Raw genomic sequence first — 20,033 nt, 5'->3', positions numbered from 1 at the left:
TACGTGGAGATTTTTATAATAAATAAAAAGAAATACTATAAAAAAGACTGGATTGCCAAATCATAACTTTTTAATCCAAAACCTAAAATTACTCCTTTAGCATTTCCTGAAATATAAGATTGATGTCTAAAGCTTTCACGAGCATAAGTGTTTGAAATGTGTACTTCTATTACAGGAGTAGTTACTGCTTTTATCGCATCACCAATTCCAACAGAAGTATGCGTATATGCACCTGCATTAAGGATAATACCATCGTAGTTAAAACCCAATTCTTGAATTTTACCAATTAATTCTCCTTCGATATTACTTTGATAATACGTTAATTCTATTTGAGGAAATTTGTTTTTTAGAATTTCAAAATAATCTTCAAATGTTTGAGAACCATAAATTTCGGGTTCTCTTTTTCCAAGTAAATTTAAATTTGGACCATTAAGGATGGCAATTTTCATAATTTTTGTTTTTTGTAAAAATAAATAATCCCCATTGAATTTAATGCTGTTTTTATAAAAATCTATAGTTTTATAAATTTAACTACTCAGTTTTATTTTGTTAAGTATAAACCTTCTTTTGTTTCTTGTGAAAATCTATTTTTGAACTAAGTGTCTTATTATTAGTGTCTTATTGTTTGTAAAATATTCAGTTTCCAAAATTTTGCCTAATTGTTAAAATGTATTCGGTTAACAGATAATAGTTAGTTTTTCGTACATTTACTTTTATATTAATAAACAAAACAAAAAAAAATGAAAAAAATTATTGTATTACTAGTAACTGTATTTGCGATTAATTTTGCAAATGCTCAAGATTCAGGATCGCCTAAAGCTACTTTTTCGAAAGGAGATATGTGGATTGAAGGAGGGATTAGTTTAACAACTGGAGACAGTAGTGATGACTATTTTGCTGTAACTCCAAAAGTTGGATATTTTTTGGATAATAAATGGGCAATAGGTGCTGATATTAATTTTTCGACAGTTTCTTATTTACCAAATGCTAATGGCTATGATAATTCAGCCTCATTTGGAATTGGAGGATTTGCAAGATATTATTTCTTGAGTTTAGGTAATTTTAAAGCTTTTGGTGAAGCTGGATTAGGTTATAATCATACAAAAATGGATTATCTAAATGGTGGCTCAAATGTTAATAATGGTATAAAAGCTAATCTTGATTTAGGAATCAATTATTTCTTTACTCCAAAATGGGCTATGACCTTTACTTTAGCTCAAATTTTGAGTTACAACAACGTTAGTCCTGAAAATGGAGACAATACAAATGATTTAGTAATCAATGTAAATTTGTTTAATAACATTTTTGCACAACCAAAATTTGGATTACTATACAAATGGTAGTTTAGAATATTTTGAAAATAGGAACCTCTCAATTTTTGAGAGGTTTTTTTATGCCTAAAAAATACGTTTCTTTGTTCTATGAGCTGGGGAACATATATTAAAAATTATCAATCGTATCTTAAGATTGAAAGAGGATTGTCGAAAAATACCGTTGACAATTATTCTTTTGATATTGAACGTTTATGTCAATTTTTGATTCAAAAAGAGATTCAGGTTTCACCTTTAATTATTAAAGAAGAAACACTTCAAGAATTTATTTATACTGTATCCAAAGAAGTAAATCCAAGATCACAAGCTAGAATTATTTCAGGACTAAAAAGTTTTTTTTCCTATTTAATATTTGAAGATTTACGAAATGATAATCCTTTAGAATTAATTGAGTCTCCAAAAACAGGGCGAAAATTGCCGGATACTTTGACTGTTGAAGAAATTGATGCGCTTATAGCAGCGATTGATTTGAGTTCGAATGAAGGGGAGCGAAATCGGGCTTTATTGGAAACATTGTACGGTTGCGGACTTCGAGTTTCGGAATTGGTAGCCTTGAAAATTTCAGATTTGTTTTTTGATGAAGGTTTTATCAAGATTACTGGAAAAGGGAATAAGCAACGTTTTGTGCCAGTTGGGGAACTGACTCAAAAATACATGGAGATCTATAAAAACACAACGCGAATCCATTTAAATATTCAAAAAGGATTTGAAGATGTGTTGTTCTTGAATAGAAGGGGGAGACAATTGACTAGAGCAATGATTTTTACGATTATCAAAGATTTGGCAGTAAAAAACAATTTGAATAAAAAAATTAGCCCACATACATTTCGACATTCATTTGCTACTCATTTATTAGAAAATGGTGCCGACTTACGTTCCATCCAATTAATGCTGGGACATGAATCCATTACTACAACTGAAATTTATGTTCATTTAGATAGGAAATATTTAACAGAAGTTATTAATACTTACCATCCTAGAAAGTAATTTTTTAAAATAAATTATTAAGTTTTTATAATAGTATCTATATAAGTTTCGATATTTTTGCAATTACATTAAGAAGTTTATAAGTTATGATCTTTACAGCCAATAAAAATCCCGAAGATTTAAATAAATTATACGAAAGTCTAATTAAACAACTTCCCAATATTATTTTTCAAATAAGAATAAATTCTGATAAACAAATTGCAGTTGATTTTTTGAGTAAGCCTATTGAGTTTTTAGATGAATTCTCAATAAATGAATTCCTTCAGGATTCCTATAAGTTGTCTAATTATAAAATTTATGAGCCTGATTTTAAAATGTTTTTAGATTCATATGAAAAGGCTATCTCTAGTAATGAAAAATGGGAAATTGATTTTAGATTATTGTTGCCTGAAAGCGGATATAAATGGATTCGTATAGATGCTACCCCTAAAAGGAATGATAATGGTGAAGTAGTTTTTTATGGACTTATTTCGGATATAACTGAAGTGAAAGAGCAAGAAATTAGACTGAAAATTGCTGATGAAAGATATCATTTTGCGGTGCAGGCATCGGACAGAGGCGTTTGGGATTGGGATTTGATTACAGATAAAGTGTATTATTCTTCTGAATCAATGAAAATATTAGAGCTTACTGAATCTGATTTGGTGGCTACTCCTGAAGAATGGGACGAAAGGGTACATCCAGATGATCGTGAAGAATATTATGGAAATATCAATTTGCATTTTGAAAACAAAATTCCTTTTTATGAGACCTGCCATCGTGTAATGTGCTCTGGGAAATACAAATGGATTCTAGATAGAGGAAAAGTTATTGAAAGAGATGAAAATGGGAAACCTTTAAGAATCGTAGGGACTCATACCGATATATCTGAACAAAAAGAGAAGGAAATCGAGTTAGCCAAAATGCTCGAAATTGTAAATATTCAAAATAATAAGTTACTTAATTTTGCGCATATTGTTTCTCATAATCTAAGAACACATAGTGGTAATATAAAATCATTATTGGATTTGCATAAAGAAGCACTTTTGTCAGAATCGGATACGTTGAGCAATATTCAAATTGTATCTGATGAGTTGTTTTCGACCATTGAAAATTTGAATGATTTGGTAAGTATTTATGCCGAGAGAGAAGATAATTTGCAACTTTTAAAAATAAATAGCTTTATAGACAAAGTGTTGGATGTTTTATATGAGTCTATAAAATTAAAAGGAATTCAAGTATTGAATTACGTTCCCAATTCGATTGAAATAAATTGTATACCAGCTTATTTAGAGAGTATTATGTTGAATTTGGTGACTAATGCTATTAAATACTCGGATCCAAATAAAGACCCAAAAATTATATTTACATCTGAGACAAATAATGATTACATAATTTTAAATGTAAAGGATAATGGATTAGGAATCGATTTAGAAAAATATAAAGACTCTATCTTTGGACTTTATAAAACATTTCATAGAAATAAAGATGCACGAGGAGTAGGTTTGTATTTGACTAAAAACCAAATAGAAAATATGAACGGAAAAATTGAAGTTGAAAGCACACTTAACTTTGGAACAACTTTTAAAGTTTATTTTAAAAAGGCCTAATTTTTTTATTAGTGTTGGTGCTAATCTTAAGTAATGTTTCATAAATTTTTTAATACTCTTAAATATAATACCCTTCTATTATATCAATTAAAAATCTATATTTTGAAAATATTTATTAAAAAAACAATTGCTTCAAAAAAGCGATTGTTTGTTTTTATCGTTTTGTTTTCTTTTTTTTCGAATAATCTAAGATCTCAAGAACTTTTTTTTGAAAAAATTATAGGGCGTGAAATAAATCCAGTTACCCAAATACATGGGATAGCTAAAGATTCTGTTGGTTATATCTGGATTGGGAGTTGGAATGGAGCGTACCGTTACGATGGTAAAACATTCGACTTTTTTTATCATAACCCTAATGATAAAACATCGCTACCAAATAATCGAATACGAAATATTTTTTCGGATAAAAAACTGGGACTTTGGTTTTTAACTTTTGATAATAAGTACGTTCGGTTTAATTATAAGTTAAATTCCTTTAAAATTGTTACTAATAATAAAGTGCCAAAGCTTATAATTGAGAAGTTAGGCAGTAATTCAAATTTGTTAAATAAAAATAGGATCGTAAATGGAAAAAGGTATTTAATATCCTCGCACCTATTTACTTCTCAAGATATAAAATCGGGTAAAGAATATAGTTATACGGCCAATATTAATCATCCGGGACAATTATTGGATGATTATATTACTGATTTTTTTGTAGATGATGAAAATATAATTTGGTTAGGTACCAGAGGAGGAGACGTTTATAAAGCAAATCCTAATCGGAACCCTTTTGAATTGCATTATAGTTTTAGAAAAGGTAGCGATAATACAAAATTGGCTACCGCCAAAGCAATATTAAAAGTAGATGATAAAATATGGTTAGGAACTGATGAAGGTATATTAATTTACAATAAAGATGGCTTAGACTATAATCATCCTTTTTATAAATCGAATAGTCAAATTAAATTTATACGAACTTTATTAAAAGATAGTAAAGGGAGAATTTGGATAGGTGGAGTTAATGGACTTGAATGTTATAATCCCAATAACAATCAATGTAAAGTAGTTATCAATAAAGATTTATGTCCAAATTTATTGACTTGGTCTGTATATGCCTTAAAAGCATCCGGGACTAATTATTTATGGGTTGGTTTGTATAATGGTATTGGGCGTATTAATGTGAGCAATGATTCTATTGACTTTATTGATTTGACAAGTAAAATTAATAATCATAGTGTTATGGATATTTTATCTGTTAAGGATCATGAACTTTGGTTAGCAACAGAAGGGACTGGTGTTATTAGGATAAAAATAAATGATAAGGGTACTGTTTATGATGAATTATTATTAAATACTTTCCAGAAAAATCCCAAATATAGAATTTTAGGAAACCTTATTTATGCATTACATAGAGACAAACGAGGAAATATTTGGGTTGGTACTAGTGAAGGGTTGAATAAAATTCACGCTAAAACAATGCAAATTGAGAAGATACAATTGTTATCGGAAACTCCAAATCTTTACATTTCTTCTATAACAGATGATGATAATGGAAATCTGTGGATTGCCCATAAACAAGGGATTTCGATGGTTAATATTGTATCTAATAAAATTTCTAATTATAGGAAAGATGATCAATTTGGGTCTTGGACTTTTTCAGAAAGAGCTTTTTATAAGGATGGAGTAAGTCAGAAAATATATTTTGGGGATAAAAACGGTTATTTAGCTTTTAATCCAAGTGAGATAAAGACTGTTGTAGCAAATAATAAATTGATTTTTAAAACCTTGTATTTATCGAATGAAAAAGTGATTCCGATGGATACTATCAATGGGCGATCTATTTTAACCCAAGATTTGTCGCAAACCCAATGGCTTCAATTAGATAATGAAAATCGAAATTTTACTATAGAATTAGCTTCTTTGAATTATAACAAAACGAATAAAGAGGTTTATGAATATATGTTAGAAGGTTATGAAGATAAATGGATTAAAACCGGTAGCAGTAAAATTACTTATAATAAAGTACCTCCAGGTAATTACGTTTTTAAGGCTCGAATCGTTTCGCTTAATGATACAAAATCTCCAATAAGTACTTTAGAGGTAATCATTAATGCTCCTTGGTATGGGACTTGGTTGGCGAAAATGTTTTTTTTAGTTTTATTAACAGGTATTGTTTTTTGGATTTTCACAGCCATACTTTATAGAGATCGCTTGAAAAATGAAATTAAATTAGAACGATTGAATGCTGAAAAACAAGAAGAGTTAAATCGAGAAAAATTGGAATTTTTTACCAATATTTCACATGATTTAAAAACACCTTTAACACTTATTGTTGACCCTTTAAAACAACTGGAAAATAAAAACTTGTCAGACAATGATAAAACATTGTATTTTTCTATAATCAATAGGAATTTAAATTTTTTGACTAAATTAATTCATCAAATTTTGGATTTTAGAAAATCAGAAATTGGAAAATTAAAGTTAAAACCAAGTACGCAAGATTTTAATGTATTTATTGAAGAATGCTATAACACGTTTAAATTTATAGCATTAAAACGTAATATCGATTTTAAACTTCAAGTTGAGGAAGCACCATTAAATTGTTATTTGGATTTCGAAAAAGCAGAGCAGATTATAATTAATGTATTGTCTAATGCGTTGAAATATACTCCAGATGGAGGTGTTGTTTTGTTTTCGGTACATTTGAACAAAGATAAAGATGCTATAGAAATTATTGTAGAGGATAATGGTATTGGAATTGATGCAAAGGAATTAGAAAAAATATTCGAACCATTTAATAATGTAGGTCCAAGTCCTTTTCATGGCTATTCGTCTGGAATAGGCTTGTCTTTGACCCAAAGTTTGGTTCACTTTTTAAATGGAAAAATTGTTATAGAAAGTGTTTTGAGTCAGGGAACTAAAGTGTTTATTTCTTTGCCTTATGAGGTGTCTCAAGAAATTCCTTTGGTTGGAAATAAAGAAGAATTTGCTGAATCATTGGAATTTAAAGATCAAAAAGAAGTACAAACACCAGAATTTGAAACTAATAGGCTTACAGTACTTATTGTAGAAGACAATCCAGATGTTCAGATGTATTTGGGTAATGAGTTGAAAAATGATTATATATTAATTCAGGAGTACAACGGGAAAAAAGGACTTGAAACAGCAATACAGAGCATTCCTGATATTATTATTTCGGATGTTATGATGCCCGAGATGGAAGGAACAGAGCTATGCAAAGAGCTAAAAAGTAATGAAAACACCTGTCATATTCCAATTATTTTATTGACTGCAAAAAGTTCTGATGAAAACCAAATTGAAGGCTACGAACTAGGTGCAGAAGCTTATGTGATGAAACCTTTTAGTGTGGAAGTTTTAAAAGCACAAATTAAAAGCGTTTTAGAAAACAGAATGATTTTATTAAATCGACTGTCTGGAATTAAGAGTATCGATCAGCTTCAAGAAGAATCACCCAACTTAGATAAAGTTTTTCTAAGTAAAATGGTTGAATTGATCACTAGCCATATAGAAGAAACAGATTTTAATTCCGATATATTGGCGCAGGAATTGAAAATTAGTCAAAGACAGCTTTATCGAAAAATAAAAGCAATTAGCGGTTGTACCGTGCATGAATTTATTACAAAAGTTAAGATGGATCAAGCCGAATATTTGCTTAAAAATTCAGATCTTAGTGTTTCTCAAATTGCTTACAAAGTAGGTTTTTCTGAAGCTTCTAATTTTTCCAGAACATTTTCGAAACACTTTGGATGTAGTCCATCGCAATATGTTAAGTGATATTTTATTCCTTTTCTATTTTAATTTTGCTTTAAAAAAACTTTCAACTACTAATGACATAGAAATCTCAGATTACTCAGTTATTAGTAGTTTTTTGATTTCTATTATTTATTGATTTGCAATAAAATAAGTTATAGGTTTTTATCAAATTTTGCCATGTCAAATTTTGATAAGAATTGGCAGTCTTTGATAGTAAGAAAAAGAATCATGCAACTAAATTTGCTACGCTTCTATTTCTTTTGAGGTAGAAGTTTTGAAAAATTAATAATTTATAAAAAACTAAAATGAATAAGAAGTTATTTTATTGTGTATTCAGCTTATTAGTGCTGTTTGTAAATGGGCTTTTTGCTCAGAATAACAACAGTGAGGGAATTAAATTTAATTTTAATTATGATTGGAAATTGCATGTTGGTGATGAGGCAGAAGCTAAAAATTCAACTTATAATGATAAAACTTGGGCAGATGTGAATCTTCCTTATGCTTGGAATCAAGCCGAAGCATTTAAATTAGATATTGCTAATTTATCTACAGGTATTGCTTGGTACCGCAAAACATTTCAAATTCCGGCTGACGCAAAAGATAAAAAAGTTTTTATCGAATTTGAAGGTATTCGTCAAATGGGAGAAATCTATGTGAATGGAAATTTTGTTGGTAAACATGAAGATGGTATTACTGCTTTTGGTCTTGATATTACATCATTTTTAAATCCATTTCCACAGGAAAATGTGATTTCAGTAAAAACAGATAATGATTGGAAATATAAAGAAAAATCTTCAAACTCTGGATACCAATGGAATGATAAAAATTTCAATGCCAATTATGGAGGGCTTTCTAAAAATGTATTCTTGCATATTAAATCTAAAACATATCAAACTTTGCCATTATTTTCAAGTTTGGGTACAACAGGTACTTATGTTTATGCTACTGATTTCGATATTGCAAACAGGAAAGCTTTAATCAATGTTTCTTCTCAAGTTAAAAATGAGAATACATCAGCTGTAAACGCACAATTAAAAATTAGTGTTTCGGATATGGATGGAAAAGTAATTGCTACTTTTATTGGAGAAACTGCTACAATTGCTCCTAATCAAGTAAAAGATTTAAAAGCGTCTAAGGCTTTAAATAATTTGAATTTCTGGAGTTGGGGTTATGGTTATTTATATAATGTAAATAGTGAGTTATTGGTAGATAATAAAACTGTTGATAAAGTTACAATTCGCACTGGATTCCGTAAGGCTAAGTTCGAAAAAGGAATGGTTTGGTTGAATGATCGTGTTATCATGATGCATGGTTATGCACAACGTACGAGTAATGAGTGGCCATCTCTAGGAATGTCTGTACCTGCTTGGATGAGTGATTACAGCAATAGTTTAATGGTAGAGAGTAACGGTAATTTAGTTCGTTGGATGCATATTACTCCTTGGAAACAGGATGTAGAATCTTGTGATAGAGTTGGTTTAATTCAAGCTATGCCAGCAGGAGATTCAGAGAAAGATGTTACAGGCAGAAGATGGGAACAACGAACTGAAGTAATGCGTGATGGTATAATTTATAATCGTAATAATCCAAGTATTTTATTCTACGAATGTGGAAATAATAGCATCTCTGAAGAACACATGGCAGAAATGAAGGTTATTAGAGATACTTACGATTCTTATGGAGGGCGTGCTATAGGAAGTAGAGAAATGTTAGATAGTAAAGTTGCTGAATATGGTGGAGAAATGTTGTATATCAACAAAAGTGCAAAACTTCCTTTTTGGGCTATGGAATATAGTCGAGATGAAGGTCTTCGTAAATATTGGGACGATTTAACTCCTCCTTTTCATAAAGATGGAGATGGACCTATGTATCAAAATAAAGAAGCTTCTATTTATAATAGAAATCAAGATACTCATGCTATTGAAAATGTAGCGCGTTGGTATGATTATTGGGAAGCAAGACCAGGAACAGGTAATAGAGTGAGTTCAGGTGGAGTAAATATCGTATTTAGTGATACCAATACGCACCATAGGGGAGAAGAAAATTATAGAAGAAGTGGTGAAGTAGATGCGATGCGAATTCCTAAAGATGGTTTCTTTGCACATCAAGTAATTTGGGATGGATGGGTAGATACCAATACTCCTAATATTCATATCATTGGGCATTGGAACTATGATAAAAAAATAACTAAAAAAGTTACAGTAGTTTCAACTGCTGATGCGGTGGAGTTATTTGTAAATGATAAAAGCCTTGGAAAAGGAATTCAAGATAAAAGATTCTTGTTTTCGTTTGATAATGTTCAATTCAAAGCTGGAAGTATTAAAGCTGTTGGATATGATAAAACAGGAAAAAAAGTTTGTGAAGATGTAATAAAAACAGCAGGAAAACCAGTTGCTGTTAAGTTAACTTCTATTCAAAGACCTGGAGGTGCTGTGGCTGATGGAAGCGATGTTGTAATTGTACAAGTTGAGGTTGTAGATGATAAAGGAAATCGTTGTCCTACAGCATTGGATATGATTAATTTTGATGTTCAAGGACAAGGTACTTTTATTGGAGGAATTGCACAAGGACCAGATAATTATATTGGGTCTAAAAATCTTCCAGTAGAATGTGGAGTTAACCGAATTTTGGTAAGAGCTACAGATAAACAGGGAGAAATTAAAATAAAAGCAACTTCAAAAGATCTTAAAACAGGAGAATTGGTGATTAAAACTATTGTGATAGATAATGGAAAATTATCTACAGTTTTGCCAGATGCTAATTTGCCTTCTTATGTTAAAAAAGGACCTACGCCAAATACACCATCATTTAAGAAAACAAGGACTCCAATTGCTATTATTGGTGCTAAAACAGCTTCGAATCAAGCCGATGCAATTAAAAGCTATGATGACAATGAATTAACCGAATGGGCAAACACTAAAGATGGTAGTCCTGTAATTGAATATGAATTAGAACGTGATGCTACAATCAATCAGATTGTTTTAAAGCTTTCCGGATGGAGAAGCAAAAAATACCCTGTTAGAGTTTTTGTAGATAACAAAGAAGTATTTAATGGGACAACACCAACAAGTTTGGGTTATGTAACTTTGGATTGTAAACCTACAAAAGGTAAAAAAGTGAGAATCGAATTGGCGGGTGCTTCAAAAGACAGTGATGAAATAAAACTTGTTGAAATTACTGGAAAAGTTGATCAAGCTGGGTTGAAAAAAGGAAATAATTCTAATCAACAATTAAGAATTGTTGAAATAGAAATATATGAACCACTTCAATAAAATCTTTTTTTAATTTATTAGGATACAATTGTGAAATAAGCATATTTTCATTGGTAGAAACGCCAATGAAGATATGCTTATTTTTGTATTGCATAAAAAAGGTTTTAATTGGTAATCATACTTTGAAGGATTTAGGTTCAGTTGTACTTCATCCAGATTATTTAACTACTGAGTTCTTAAGGGAATTATTAGATCTTAAAAAAAATAAATAGGAGGTTGTTGCCATGAGAGAAATCTTTAAAGATGGAAACAGGAATTTGAATCTCATAAAGCAATACCAGAAAGAAGCCGTTAAGCAGATAAGGATGTGTGAAATTTCATCACTTTAAAAAGACTTGTATAGTCTGTAAAAATATAATTCAATAAGGTTTTATCTGAAGTAAAGATTGCTTTTTGACTTATAATAAAAAATCCAAATTCCAATTATAATAAAAGGAATTTGGATTTTTTGTATTTTATGCTTTCTTAATAGAAAGGATACTTTTTATTTTGCAATATTTACTGCTCTAGTTTCTCTAATTACAGTAACCTTAACTTGACCAGGATAAGTCATTTCAGTTTGGATTTTTTGAGAAATTTCGAAAGATAGATTAGCTGCATTATCATCAGATACTTTTTCGCTTTCTACGATAACACGAAGTTCTCTACCCGCTTGAATAGCATAGGCATTTTTTACACCGCTAAATCCGTATGCCACTTCTTCAAGATCTTTTAGACGTTGAATATAAGAATCTAAAACTTGGCGTCTAGCACCAGGTCTTGCTCCTGAAATAGCATCACAAACTTGAATAATTGGAGATAATAATGATTTCATTTCTATCTCGTCGTGGTGAGCACCAATTGCGTTGCAAACCTCTTCTTTTTCACCATATTTTTCGGCCCACTGCATTCCTAATAAAGCGTGTGGTAAATCACTTTCTGCATCTGGTACTTTACCAATATCGTGAAGTAATCCAGCTCTTTTGGCTAGTTTAACATTCAATCCTAATTCGGCAGCCATAATTCCACAAAGTTTAGAAACTTCGCGAGAGTGTTGTAACAAGTTTTGACCGTAAGAAGAACGGTATTTCATTCTACCTACTACTTTTATTAATTCAGGATGTAATCCGTGTATGCCTAAATCTATCACAGTACGTTTACCTACCTCAATAATTTCATCATCTATTTGTTTGGTTGTTTTAGCAACCACTTCCTCAATACGAGCAGGGTGAATACGTCCGTCAGTAACTAATTTGTGTAATGCTAAACGGGCAATTTCTCTACGAACTGGATCAAAACAAGAAAGGATAATCGCTTCTGGAGTATCGTCAACAATAATCTCAACTCCGGTAGCAGCTTCAAGAGCTCTGATATTTCTACCTTCACGTCCAATGATTCTACCTTTTACATCATCTGATTCAATGTTGAAAACAGAAACGCAATTTTCTACCGCTTCTTCAGTTCCAACTCTTTGAATAGTATTGATGATGATTTTTTTAGCCTCTTGTTGTGCTGTTAATTTAGCCTCCTCGATAGTATCTTGGATATGAGACATTGCTTTACTCTTAGCTTCAGCTTTTAAACCTTCTACAAGTTGGTTTTTAGCTTCTTCGGCAGATAATCCAGAAATCACTTCAAGTTGTTGTAATTGACTTTTGTGTATTTTGTCAACTTCCTCTTGTTTCTTTTCTAAATTTTCTATTTTAGAGTTATATTCTGCTGTTTTTGCTTCAAAATCATCATTTACTTTTTTAGCTTTTGATAATTCATTTGAAATTTGAGATTCTTTGTCACGAACTCTCTTTTCAACTTCAGCGACTTTTTTGTCTCTGGCTAAAATTACTTGTTCATGCTCTGATTTTAATTCAATAAATTTTTCTTTTGCTTGAAGAATTTTATCTTTTTTGATGTTCTCAGCCTCAAGATTAGCATCTTTTAAAATTGAAGAAGCTTCTTTTTTTGCGCTTTTAATTAAATTAGAGATGTTGCTTTTTTCTATGATTTTGGCAATACCAAATCCAAGTGCAATACCTGTAATTCCTGAAATAATTATCGTTATGATGTCCATGTTTATTAAAAATTTATATATAAAAAAAGCCTACATTAGAAGTTGTATAAACTCGAAAAGACAAGTTTTGAGCTAACTCACTGTTCAAGTTTCCTCGCCGAAGCGTGGCATGCTTTAGTAGTGATGATTTGCTCATTCTAAATTGTTAGTGTTGAGTTTACCAATATGAACTAATGTAGGCAGTATCTTAGTCTTTGTAAAGAACGTTTATTTTTCGAGATATTCGTCTAAAAGCAAATTGATTTTGTTTAATCTATCGATGGATTCATCGCCATTTATGGCATTATCAATTTGTTTTTGTTCCACTTGAGAGGCAAATTGCAAAGCGCACATCGCTAGTACATCTTGTTTGTCTCGAACGGCATAATTTTCTTCAAATTGCTTAATCATAGCATCAATTTTTTTTGAAGCACTTCTAAGTCCTTCTTCTTGAGAAAAATCTACCGTTAAAGGGTAAACTCTGTCTGCAATTGATATCTTAATTTTAAGCTTTTCGTCCATGTCTTTTATATTAATCTGATAGCTGGGCTATACAGTAATCAATTTCACGAATTATTGAATTTATCTTAAGCTTTGTATCTCTTTTATTGTCGTCACTGCCTAATAATGCGTTGGCTATTTTGAGTGTCTCTAATTGTGTTTTTAACGCCTCCATCTCTTTGGATTGATCTTGTAATAACACTGCAGTTTTTTTTAATTCTGAACGTAAGTCTTGATTGTTTTTTTCTAAAAAATCTATTTTTAGAAAAAGTTTTCCAATCTTACTTTCAAGAGTATCAATTATTTCTGCAATCACACCCATTATAATTCCAATTCATTTCTTAATCTTACAAAGTTAGTATTCCTTTTTATTATTGCAATATTTTATTGATTTTTTTACGTTAAAATAATCAATTTGCTGTAAGTCAGGTTATTGTGTTTTTGTGTTTTGTCTTGTGAATTAAATTTGAGTGTAATAGCAAATGATTGTAAAAATAATCAATGTTTATCCTTAGTCTTGATTGAAACGGTACTTTTTACTTTTTTGTTGCCAAAAAGCAATGCTGTAGTAGCAATCAATTACGATAACTCTTAAAAATGAGTTAGGTGTATATTCTAAAAAATTAATAAGCGAATTGAGGTTTGTGGGTTTTGCTGGCTTTTTTTATCTTAGCAAAAATGTTTTTCTATGAAATTTTCCTTTTTTTTTCTATTGTTCTCCGTAACTCTTTTTGCACAAGTGGAGTATCCTAAAAACTATTTTCGTTCGCCTCTTGATATTCCGCTAAAATTATCAGGGAATTTTGGAGAATTGCGTCCGAACCATTTTCATGCAGGTTTTGATATGAAGACGCTTCAAAAAGAAGGATTAAATGTGTATGCAGTTGCTGATGGATACGTTTCCAGAATTAAGATTTCTACTTTCGGTAATGGAAAAACGATTTATATTGATCACCCAAACGGATTTACATCGGTATACGGCCATTTGCAAAAAGCAACTGATTCTATCCAAAGTTATATTAAGAAGACACATTATAATGAAAAGTCTTTTGAAATTGAAATGTATTTTAAACCGAATCAAATGCCTGTCAAAAAAGGACAGTTAATTGCGCTGTCTGGAAATACAGGTGCTTCCGAAGGTCCACATTTACATTTTGAATTTCGAGATACCAAAACGGAGAAAATAATCAATCCAATGTTTTTTGGATTCGATGCTTTGATGCAAGATACCAAGAAACCTATTGTCTCTAATTTGTATGTTTATCCAATTGATCCTAAAACAACGGTAAATCATTCGCAACGTCGTATTCCTATTAATATATCTTTGCAAAAAGACGGAACCTATCTGGCTAATAAAGTTATTGCTAATGGTAAAATTGGTTTTGGAATTACAACTTATGATTATGATGATGTGTCGTTTAATAAAAATGGTGCTTTCAATGTGGATTTGTCTAACAATGGAAAATCTGTTTTTGGTTACCAATTCAATACGTATGCTTTTGATGAAATGCGTTATGTAAATGCTTTAATCGATTATTCATTTTATAAAAAAACAAGTCAAAGGATTCAAAAGTTGTTTATGAACCCTCCTTATAATTTGAGTATTATTAAAGCCGATGATTCTAAAGGTGTAATTACGGTCACTCCTAATTTAACTAATGTCTGTCGTTTGGAAGTTTCCGATTTTTATGGAAATAAAACAACAATCGCTATTCCGATAGAATATGATTCACTTTCAACTATAATCGAAAAAGAAGCTGTCGTTGCCAATTATGTGGTAAAATCATCGAAAGATTCTTTTTTTGAAAAAGATAAAAATTCTGTTTTCTTTCCTGCTGGAACTTTTTACAATGACTTTGATTTGAATTTTGGTTTTAGTAATAATGTATTGACAGTTCATGATGATACTGTTCCTGCGCATTCTAATTTTACAATTACAATGGAGAATAGTAGTTATGATGCAAGTAAAAAGGATAAAGTCTTTATAGGTCGAGTAAGTGGTGGAGGAATAAGTTATAATGCAACTCGTGAAAAAAACAATGTTTATGAAACAAAAGTAAAAACGCTTGGTCAGTACAAATTAGCGATAGATACGATTGCTCCTATTATTAAAATTTCGAAACCTATTGAAGGAAAAAATTTAAACAATCAAAAAGTTCTTCAAGTTCGTATTTCAGATGGTTTGTCGGGTATAAAATCATATAATGGTTATCTTAACGGGAAATGGATTTTGATGGAATACGATAATAAAACAAGTCTTTTGACTTATGATTTCAATGACGGAATTTCTGTAGAAGGCAAAAATGAATTAAAAGTTGTTGTTGTTGATAATGTTGGGAATTCTGCTACCTTTGAAACTCATTTTTTAAGAAATCAAAAATTATAAAAACCAAATCAATTGAATAGTATTAAATCTCTGTGTTGTTTTATTTTTTTTTGGGTAGGAGTAGCTTCATTTGCTCAAACAGCTACTGTTAAAGGAGTTGTTTTAGATAAAAAAAACAGTCCTGTTGAAGGCGTAAATGTAATTTGTAATGATAATGTTGTTCAAACTGATGCAAAGGGTTTTTATCAAATTACTATTCCATCCAATCAAAATGTTACATTAGAATTTACCCATGTTTCTTTAAAAAAAGCCAGTCTAAAAGTTTCTCTAAAATCTAAAGAGGTATATGTATTTAATATGTATATGAGTGATGAAGAAGAACAAATGGGCGAGGTTATTGTCAATAATAATAGGAAAAAATCGGTTCAAGGGATTCTTACTTTTGAAGCTAAAGACATTCGTTTTATTCCTGGTGCCAATGCAGGTATCGAAAATGTTTTGAAAACCCTGCCAGGTGTAAATTCAAATAATGAATTAAGTACTCAATACAGTGTTCGAGGTGGAAATTATGATGAAAATTTAGTTTATGTTAATGAAATAGAAGTGTATCGTCCCTTTTTGATACGCTCAGGACAACAAGAGGGATTGAGTTTTGTTAATACTGATTTGGTTCAGAATATTGATTTTTCTGCGGGAGGTTTTCAAGCGAAATATGGTGATAAAATGTCTTCGGTTTTAGATATTACCTATAGAAATCCAACGCAGTTTGGCGCATCACTCGAAATGAGTTTTCTAGGAGGAAGTCTCTCAGTTGATGCTGTTTCTAAAGACAAAAAATGGTCTGCAATTACTGGAATTCGCTATAGAAATAACAGTCTTCTTGTGAATAGTCAGGACACACAAACGAATTACACTCCTACTTTTGCAGATATTCAAACGAATATCAATTATAAAGCTTCGTCCAAATGGAATTGGAGTTTTTTAGGAAATATTTCTCAAAACAAATATTTATACCAACCGCTTACACGTCAAACTAATTTTGGTACAATAGATAAACCTATGGCACTTGCTGTTTATTATGAAGGAAAAGAGAAAGACTTGTATACTACTTATTTTGGAGCTTTAAAAACTACTTATAAAGTGAATGATACTTTTTCTTTAAAATTTATAGGCTCTTTATTTCATACTATTGAGCAAGAATATTTTGATATTTATGCACAATATAGATTAGGAGAAGTAGATACTAATATCGGTTCAGATTCGTATGGAGATATTGAGTTTACCAGAGGAGTTGGTTCTCAACTTACTCATGCCCGTAATGATTTGGATGCTTTAATTGCTAATTTAGAAATTAAAGGATTCAATAACTGGAAACAAAATCAAATCGAATGGGGAGTAAAATATACTAGAGAATCCATTCGGGATCGAATTTCAGAATGGGAGGTAATTGATTCGGCAGGTTTCTCAATAAGACCACCTGTTATATTACCTAAAAATGACGAACCTTATCAACCGTATTCAGGGGCGTTAGTTCCGTATCAATCTGTACGAGCGATAAATTTTACTGATATTGATCGATTTTCTGCTTATGCACAATGGAGCCGAAAAGACAATTTAGGAACTAATGAAATATGGTACAATCTTGGTGCTCGTATGCAAAGTTGGGAAGTTTCGGGTGAAAATATAAATGGTAAGATGCAAACTGTTTTTAGTCCAAGGGCTCAGTTTGCTATAAAGCCTGATTGGAAAAAAGAAATGCTTTTTAGATTTACTATTGGTATTTATAATCAACCTCCATTTTATAGAGAATTACGGGATTATAATGGAGTAGTTCAACCCGATACCAAAGCGCAAAAATCGCTGAATATTGTTTTAGGAAACGATTATAGTTTTAAAATGTGGGAACGCCCTTTTAAGCTTATTACTGAGGCCTATTATAAAGATATGACAGATGTCAATCCGTATACAATTGATAATGTGAGAATACGTTATATGGCGAACAATAATGCTACTGCTTACGCAAAAGGACTAGATGTTCGGCTTAATGGGGAATTCGTTCCGGGAACCGATTCTTGGATTAGTTTTGGCTATTTAAAAGCGGAAGAAAATATTGATAACAAAGGAAATATCGCCAGACCAACAGATCAACGATTGAAATTTGGTCTTTTGTTTCAGGATTATATGCCAAAGATTCCAAGTTTAAAATTGTATCTTAATTTAGTGTACAATACAGGATTACCAGGAGGATCTCCATCTTATTCGGATCCGTATTTGTATCAAAATCGATTGAATGACTACCGTAGAGCCGATGTTGGTTTTTCGAAAGTTTTTATAGATCAAAAAGTAGGGATGTCTACGAAGAAATTTTTTAAGAATTTTAAAGAACTCTCTTTAGGGTTTGAAATCTTTAATCTCTTTAATAATCAAAATGCAATAACAAATACTTGGATTCAAGATGTGTATACTAAATCAGTATATGCTATTCCTAATTATATGACAGCTCGAGTTTTTAATTTGAAATTAACTGCAAGGTTATAATAATTTTCAAAAGATAAATGTGAACTTATTAGCATGAATAAATCTATAGTTGATTGCCTTTTCCATTTTTAAAAATGATTACATTTGAGTTTATATTTTAATATTAAAATTATTATGAGAACATCACATTTTGTTTGTATCGGAATCTCGCTTTTATTTTTGGCCAGCTGTAAAGAAGAAACAGAAAAGCCAAAAGTGATTTATGATGCCTCAAAAGCAGGAAAAGAACTTACTAAAGCAGATTCGACTCAAATAAAAATTGCCGATTTACCCATACAAATGCAAGGGACAGACTATTTGATTCATCCTGTTGGGGACTTGAGTGTTTATGAAAAAGGTTCCAAAAACAAATATGGCTCTTCGAGTGTGAATGATTTGAGTTTCACGATATCAAACATGTCCGAGTTTCAGATTACGGGATATTTGCAGAATATTAAATTCCAAAAAATTGGCTCAGATTCTATAAAAGCATTGACAGATAAGCCAGTTTTGATTCAAACGGCAACCTACTTAAAAACGGTTTCGGATAAAATCAATAAGCAAATTATGGTATATTCACTGATGGATATGGATACCAATAAAGATGGAAAACTCGATGTAAGTGATATCACAACATTGTATTTGAGCAAAATCAGCGGAGAGAAATTCACCAAAGTTTCAGTTGATTTTCAAGAATTGATAGATTGGAACTTAATTGAATCTCAAAATCGTTTGTACTTTAGAACTGTTGAAGACACTAACAAAAACGGAAAATTTGATAGTAAAGATGTAGTGCACTACAATTACATCAATTTGGCTGATAAAGACTGGAAAGTGGAAACGTATAATCCTATTTAAAATATATCCTTTTGATTTTTTAAAGTTAATTTCTGCGTGAGGGATTGCAGTGGAGCTCTTTTTTTATTTGGCGATTTTTATGCCAAATAAAAAAAAGCGGGAACGTAAAGCCCGACCCGGAGTTTTTTACGGAGGGTCACGCTCAAATGAAAATATTATTCTAAATTTTTAAATCAAAATATCACTTTCTAAATCTGATTTCTCAATTTCGAAATCAAATCCCAATTGTTTTACCAATTGAATCACTAGATTTTTGTACCAATTCTCGGATTTGGGATGAATGTAAATTTTCTCGATCAATTGAGTGATATCAACGTTTATTTTCAAACCATCATTTAATTTGATATTACCTTCGGTTACGTCGGTAATGATGCGTACTTCACGTTCGTATTGGAAACTTTTTCTTTTGAACAAAAAGGGGAAAAACAAATCATCAAATGGAATGTATTCTTTTTTGTAATCGATATAATTGACTTCTCCGATATACTGATCAAAATTATTCTCAGGATTTAATGCTTTTTGCAATCTTCCAATTGTAGATTGTATGGCTAATCCTTCACTATCTTGAGTGAAAATTTGCCACATCGCAAACGATTCGTATTCGTTGATGTGCCAGCTACTAATAGCGACTTTTTCCCGATGTGTTTTATAGTAACTTAAAAAGTCTGGATTGTTTATAGAAAGTTTTTTAATTTCTTCAAATGTGGGTTCACTAAATGTACCTTCGTATTGATCTTCAAATTTGTCCGAGCGTGACATGAATAGTTTTCGCGAAAGCAATAAATCTAAAAACTTCGACAAGTCCAAATATTTCCATACAATGGTATCTTGGTCTTGTGGAAGTTTTATGTTGGGATTGTTCAGGTACAT

General features: G+C 30.9%; 13 protein-coding genes. 8 read left to right on the top strand and 5 right to left on the bottom strand.

Annotated features, from left to right (window positions below; translation table 11 throughout):
- Positions 1–35 precede the first annotated feature (35 nt).
- A complete protein-coding gene (gene aroQ / locus ACUN3A_RS04540) occupies positions 36–449 on the bottom strand; it encodes a type II 3-dehydroquinate dehydratase (RefSeq protein WP_445550153.1) in 414 nt (137 codons plus the stop codon).
- A gap of 291 nt (positions 450–740) precedes the next feature.
- On the opposite strand from aroQ, the gene ACUN3A_RS04535 reads away from it, so the two are divergent.
- The 5 genes from ACUN3A_RS04535 (at position 741) to ACUN3A_RS04515 (ending at position 10,935) form a co-directional block, all read left to right on the top strand.
- Positions 741–1,343 (top strand): outer membrane beta-barrel protein, encoded by a 603-nt coding sequence (locus tag ACUN3A_RS04535; protein ID WP_445550152.1) that lies wholly within the window; start codon positions 741–743, stop codon positions 1,341–1,343.
- Positions 1,344–1,421: 78 nt separating this feature from the next.
- Positions 1,422–2,318 carry a site-specific tyrosine recombinase XerD gene (gene xerD, locus ACUN3A_RS04530; RefSeq protein WP_445550151.1) on the top strand — a complete coding sequence of 299 codons (897 nt, stop codon included), beginning with the start codon at positions 1,422–1,424 and terminating at the stop codon, positions 2,316–2,318.
- A gap of 86 nt (positions 2,319–2,404) precedes the next feature.
- On the top strand, positions 2,405–3,907 hold the full coding sequence (locus ACUN3A_RS04525; RefSeq protein WP_445550150.1) for a PAS domain-containing sensor histidine kinase: 1,503 nt from the start codon (positions 2,405–2,407) through the stop codon (positions 3,905–3,907).
- A gap of 102 nt (positions 3,908–4,009) precedes the next feature.
- Entirely contained in the window at positions 4,010–7,684 is a 3,675-nt protein-coding gene (locus ACUN3A_RS04520; RefSeq protein WP_445550149.1) for a hybrid sensor histidine kinase/response regulator transcription factor, read from the top strand.
- A 284-nt stretch (positions 7,685–7,968) separates the two neighbouring features.
- The gene (locus tag ACUN3A_RS04515) at positions 7,969–10,935 is read left to right on the top strand and encodes a sugar-binding domain-containing protein (RefSeq protein WP_445550148.1); all 2,967 of its coding nucleotides are present in this window, start codon (positions 7,969–7,971) and stop codon (positions 10,933–10,935) included.
- Between the two features lie 484 nt (positions 10,936–11,419).
- On the opposite strand, the gene rny is transcribed toward ACUN3A_RS04515, so the two are convergent.
- The 3 genes from rny to ACUN3A_RS04500 all read right to left on the bottom strand — a co-directional run bounded on the left by rny (position 11,420) and on the right by ACUN3A_RS04500 (position 13,784).
- Positions 11,420–12,982 (bottom strand): ribonuclease Y, encoded by a 1,563-nt coding sequence (gene rny, locus ACUN3A_RS04510; RefSeq protein ID WP_445550147.1) that lies wholly within the window; start codon positions 12,980–12,982, stop codon positions 11,420–11,422.
- A 207-nt stretch (positions 12,983–13,189) separates the two neighbouring features.
- Complete coding sequence (locus ACUN3A_RS04505; RefSeq protein WP_445550146.1) at positions 13,190–13,483, bottom strand: cell division protein ZapA; 294 nt, start codon at positions 13,481–13,483, stop codon at positions 13,190–13,192.
- 10 nt (positions 13,484–13,493) lie between these two features.
- Positions 13,494–13,784: a hypothetical protein gene (locus ACUN3A_RS04500; protein ID WP_445550145.1), complete on the bottom strand. Its 291-nt coding sequence runs from the start codon at positions 13,782–13,784 to the stop codon at positions 13,494–13,496.
- Positions 13,785–14,150: 366 nt separating this feature from the next.
- On the opposite strand from ACUN3A_RS04500, the gene ACUN3A_RS04495 reads away from it, so the two are divergent.
- From ACUN3A_RS04495 to ACUN3A_RS04485, 3 genes are all read left to right on the top strand, one after another.
- Positions 14,151–15,848 carry a M23 family metallopeptidase gene (locus tag ACUN3A_RS04495; RefSeq protein WP_445550144.1) on the top strand — a complete coding sequence of 566 codons (1,698 nt, stop codon included), beginning with the start codon at positions 14,151–14,153 and terminating at the stop codon, positions 15,846–15,848.
- Between the two features lie 21 nt (positions 15,849–15,869).
- Positions 15,870–18,326: a TonB-dependent receptor gene (locus tag ACUN3A_RS04490; RefSeq protein WP_445552810.1), complete on the top strand. Its 2,457-nt coding sequence runs from the start codon at positions 15,870–15,872 to the stop codon at positions 18,324–18,326.
- Between the two features lie 114 nt (positions 18,327–18,440).
- The gene (locus ACUN3A_RS04485; RefSeq protein ID WP_445550143.1) at positions 18,441–19,163 is read left to right on the top strand and encodes a hypothetical protein; all 723 of its coding nucleotides are present in this window, start codon (positions 18,441–18,443) and stop codon (positions 19,161–19,163) included.
- Between the two features lie 168 nt (positions 19,164–19,331).
- Here ACUN3A_RS04485 and ACUN3A_RS04480 read toward each other — a convergent pair whose 3' ends face one another.
- Positions 19,332–20,033 (bottom strand): DUF2971 domain-containing protein, encoded by a 702-nt coding sequence (locus ACUN3A_RS04480; protein ID WP_445550142.1) that lies wholly within the window; start codon positions 20,031–20,033, stop codon positions 19,332–19,334.

Source organism: Flavobacterium sp. WC2509 (genome assembly GCF_052683105.1).
This window is presented reverse-complemented; position numbering and strand designations above follow the sequence as displayed.

What these genes read in the sequence shown, in the direction of transcription:
- ACUN3A_RS04495 (WP_445550144.1), top strand. Translation starts at nt 14,151, where the DNA reads ATGAAATTTTCCTTTTTTTTTCTATTGTTCTCCGTAACTCTTTTTGCA.
- ACUN3A_RS04525 (WP_445550150.1), top strand. Translation starts at nt 2,405, where the DNA reads ATGATCTTTACAGCCAATAAAAATCCCGAAGATTTAAATAAATTATAC.
- rny (WP_445550147.1), bottom strand. Translation starts at nt 12,982, where the DNA reads ATGGACATCATAACGATAATTATTTCAGGAATTACAGGTATTGCACTT.
- aroQ (WP_445550153.1), bottom strand. Translation starts at nt 449, where the DNA reads ATGAAAATTGCCATCCTTAATGGTCCAAATTTAAATTTACTTGGAAAA.
- ACUN3A_RS04485 (WP_445550143.1), top strand. Translation starts at nt 18,441, where the DNA reads ATGAGAACATCACATTTTGTTTGTATCGGAATCTCGCTTTTATTTTTG.
- ACUN3A_RS04535 (WP_445550152.1), top strand. Translation starts at nt 741, where the DNA reads ATGAAAAAAATTATTGTATTACTAGTAACTGTATTTGCGATTAATTTT.
- ACUN3A_RS04515 (WP_445550148.1), top strand. Translation starts at nt 7,969, where the DNA reads ATGAATAAGAAGTTATTTTATTGTGTATTCAGCTTATTAGTGCTGTTT.
- ACUN3A_RS04505 (WP_445550146.1), bottom strand. Translation starts at nt 13,483, where the DNA reads ATGGACGAAAAGCTTAAAATTAAGATATCAATTGCAGACAGAGTTTAC.
- ACUN3A_RS04480 (WP_445550142.1), bottom strand. Translation starts at nt 20,033, where the DNA reads ATGTACCTGAACAATCCCAACATAAAACTTCCACAAGACCAAGATACC.
- ACUN3A_RS04500 (WP_445550145.1), bottom strand. Translation starts at nt 13,784, where the DNA reads ATGGGTGTGATTGCAGAAATAATTGATACTCTTGAAAGTAAGATTGGA.
- xerD (WP_445550151.1), top strand. Translation starts at nt 1,422, where the DNA reads ATGAGCTGGGGAACATATATTAAAAATTATCAATCGTATCTTAAGATT.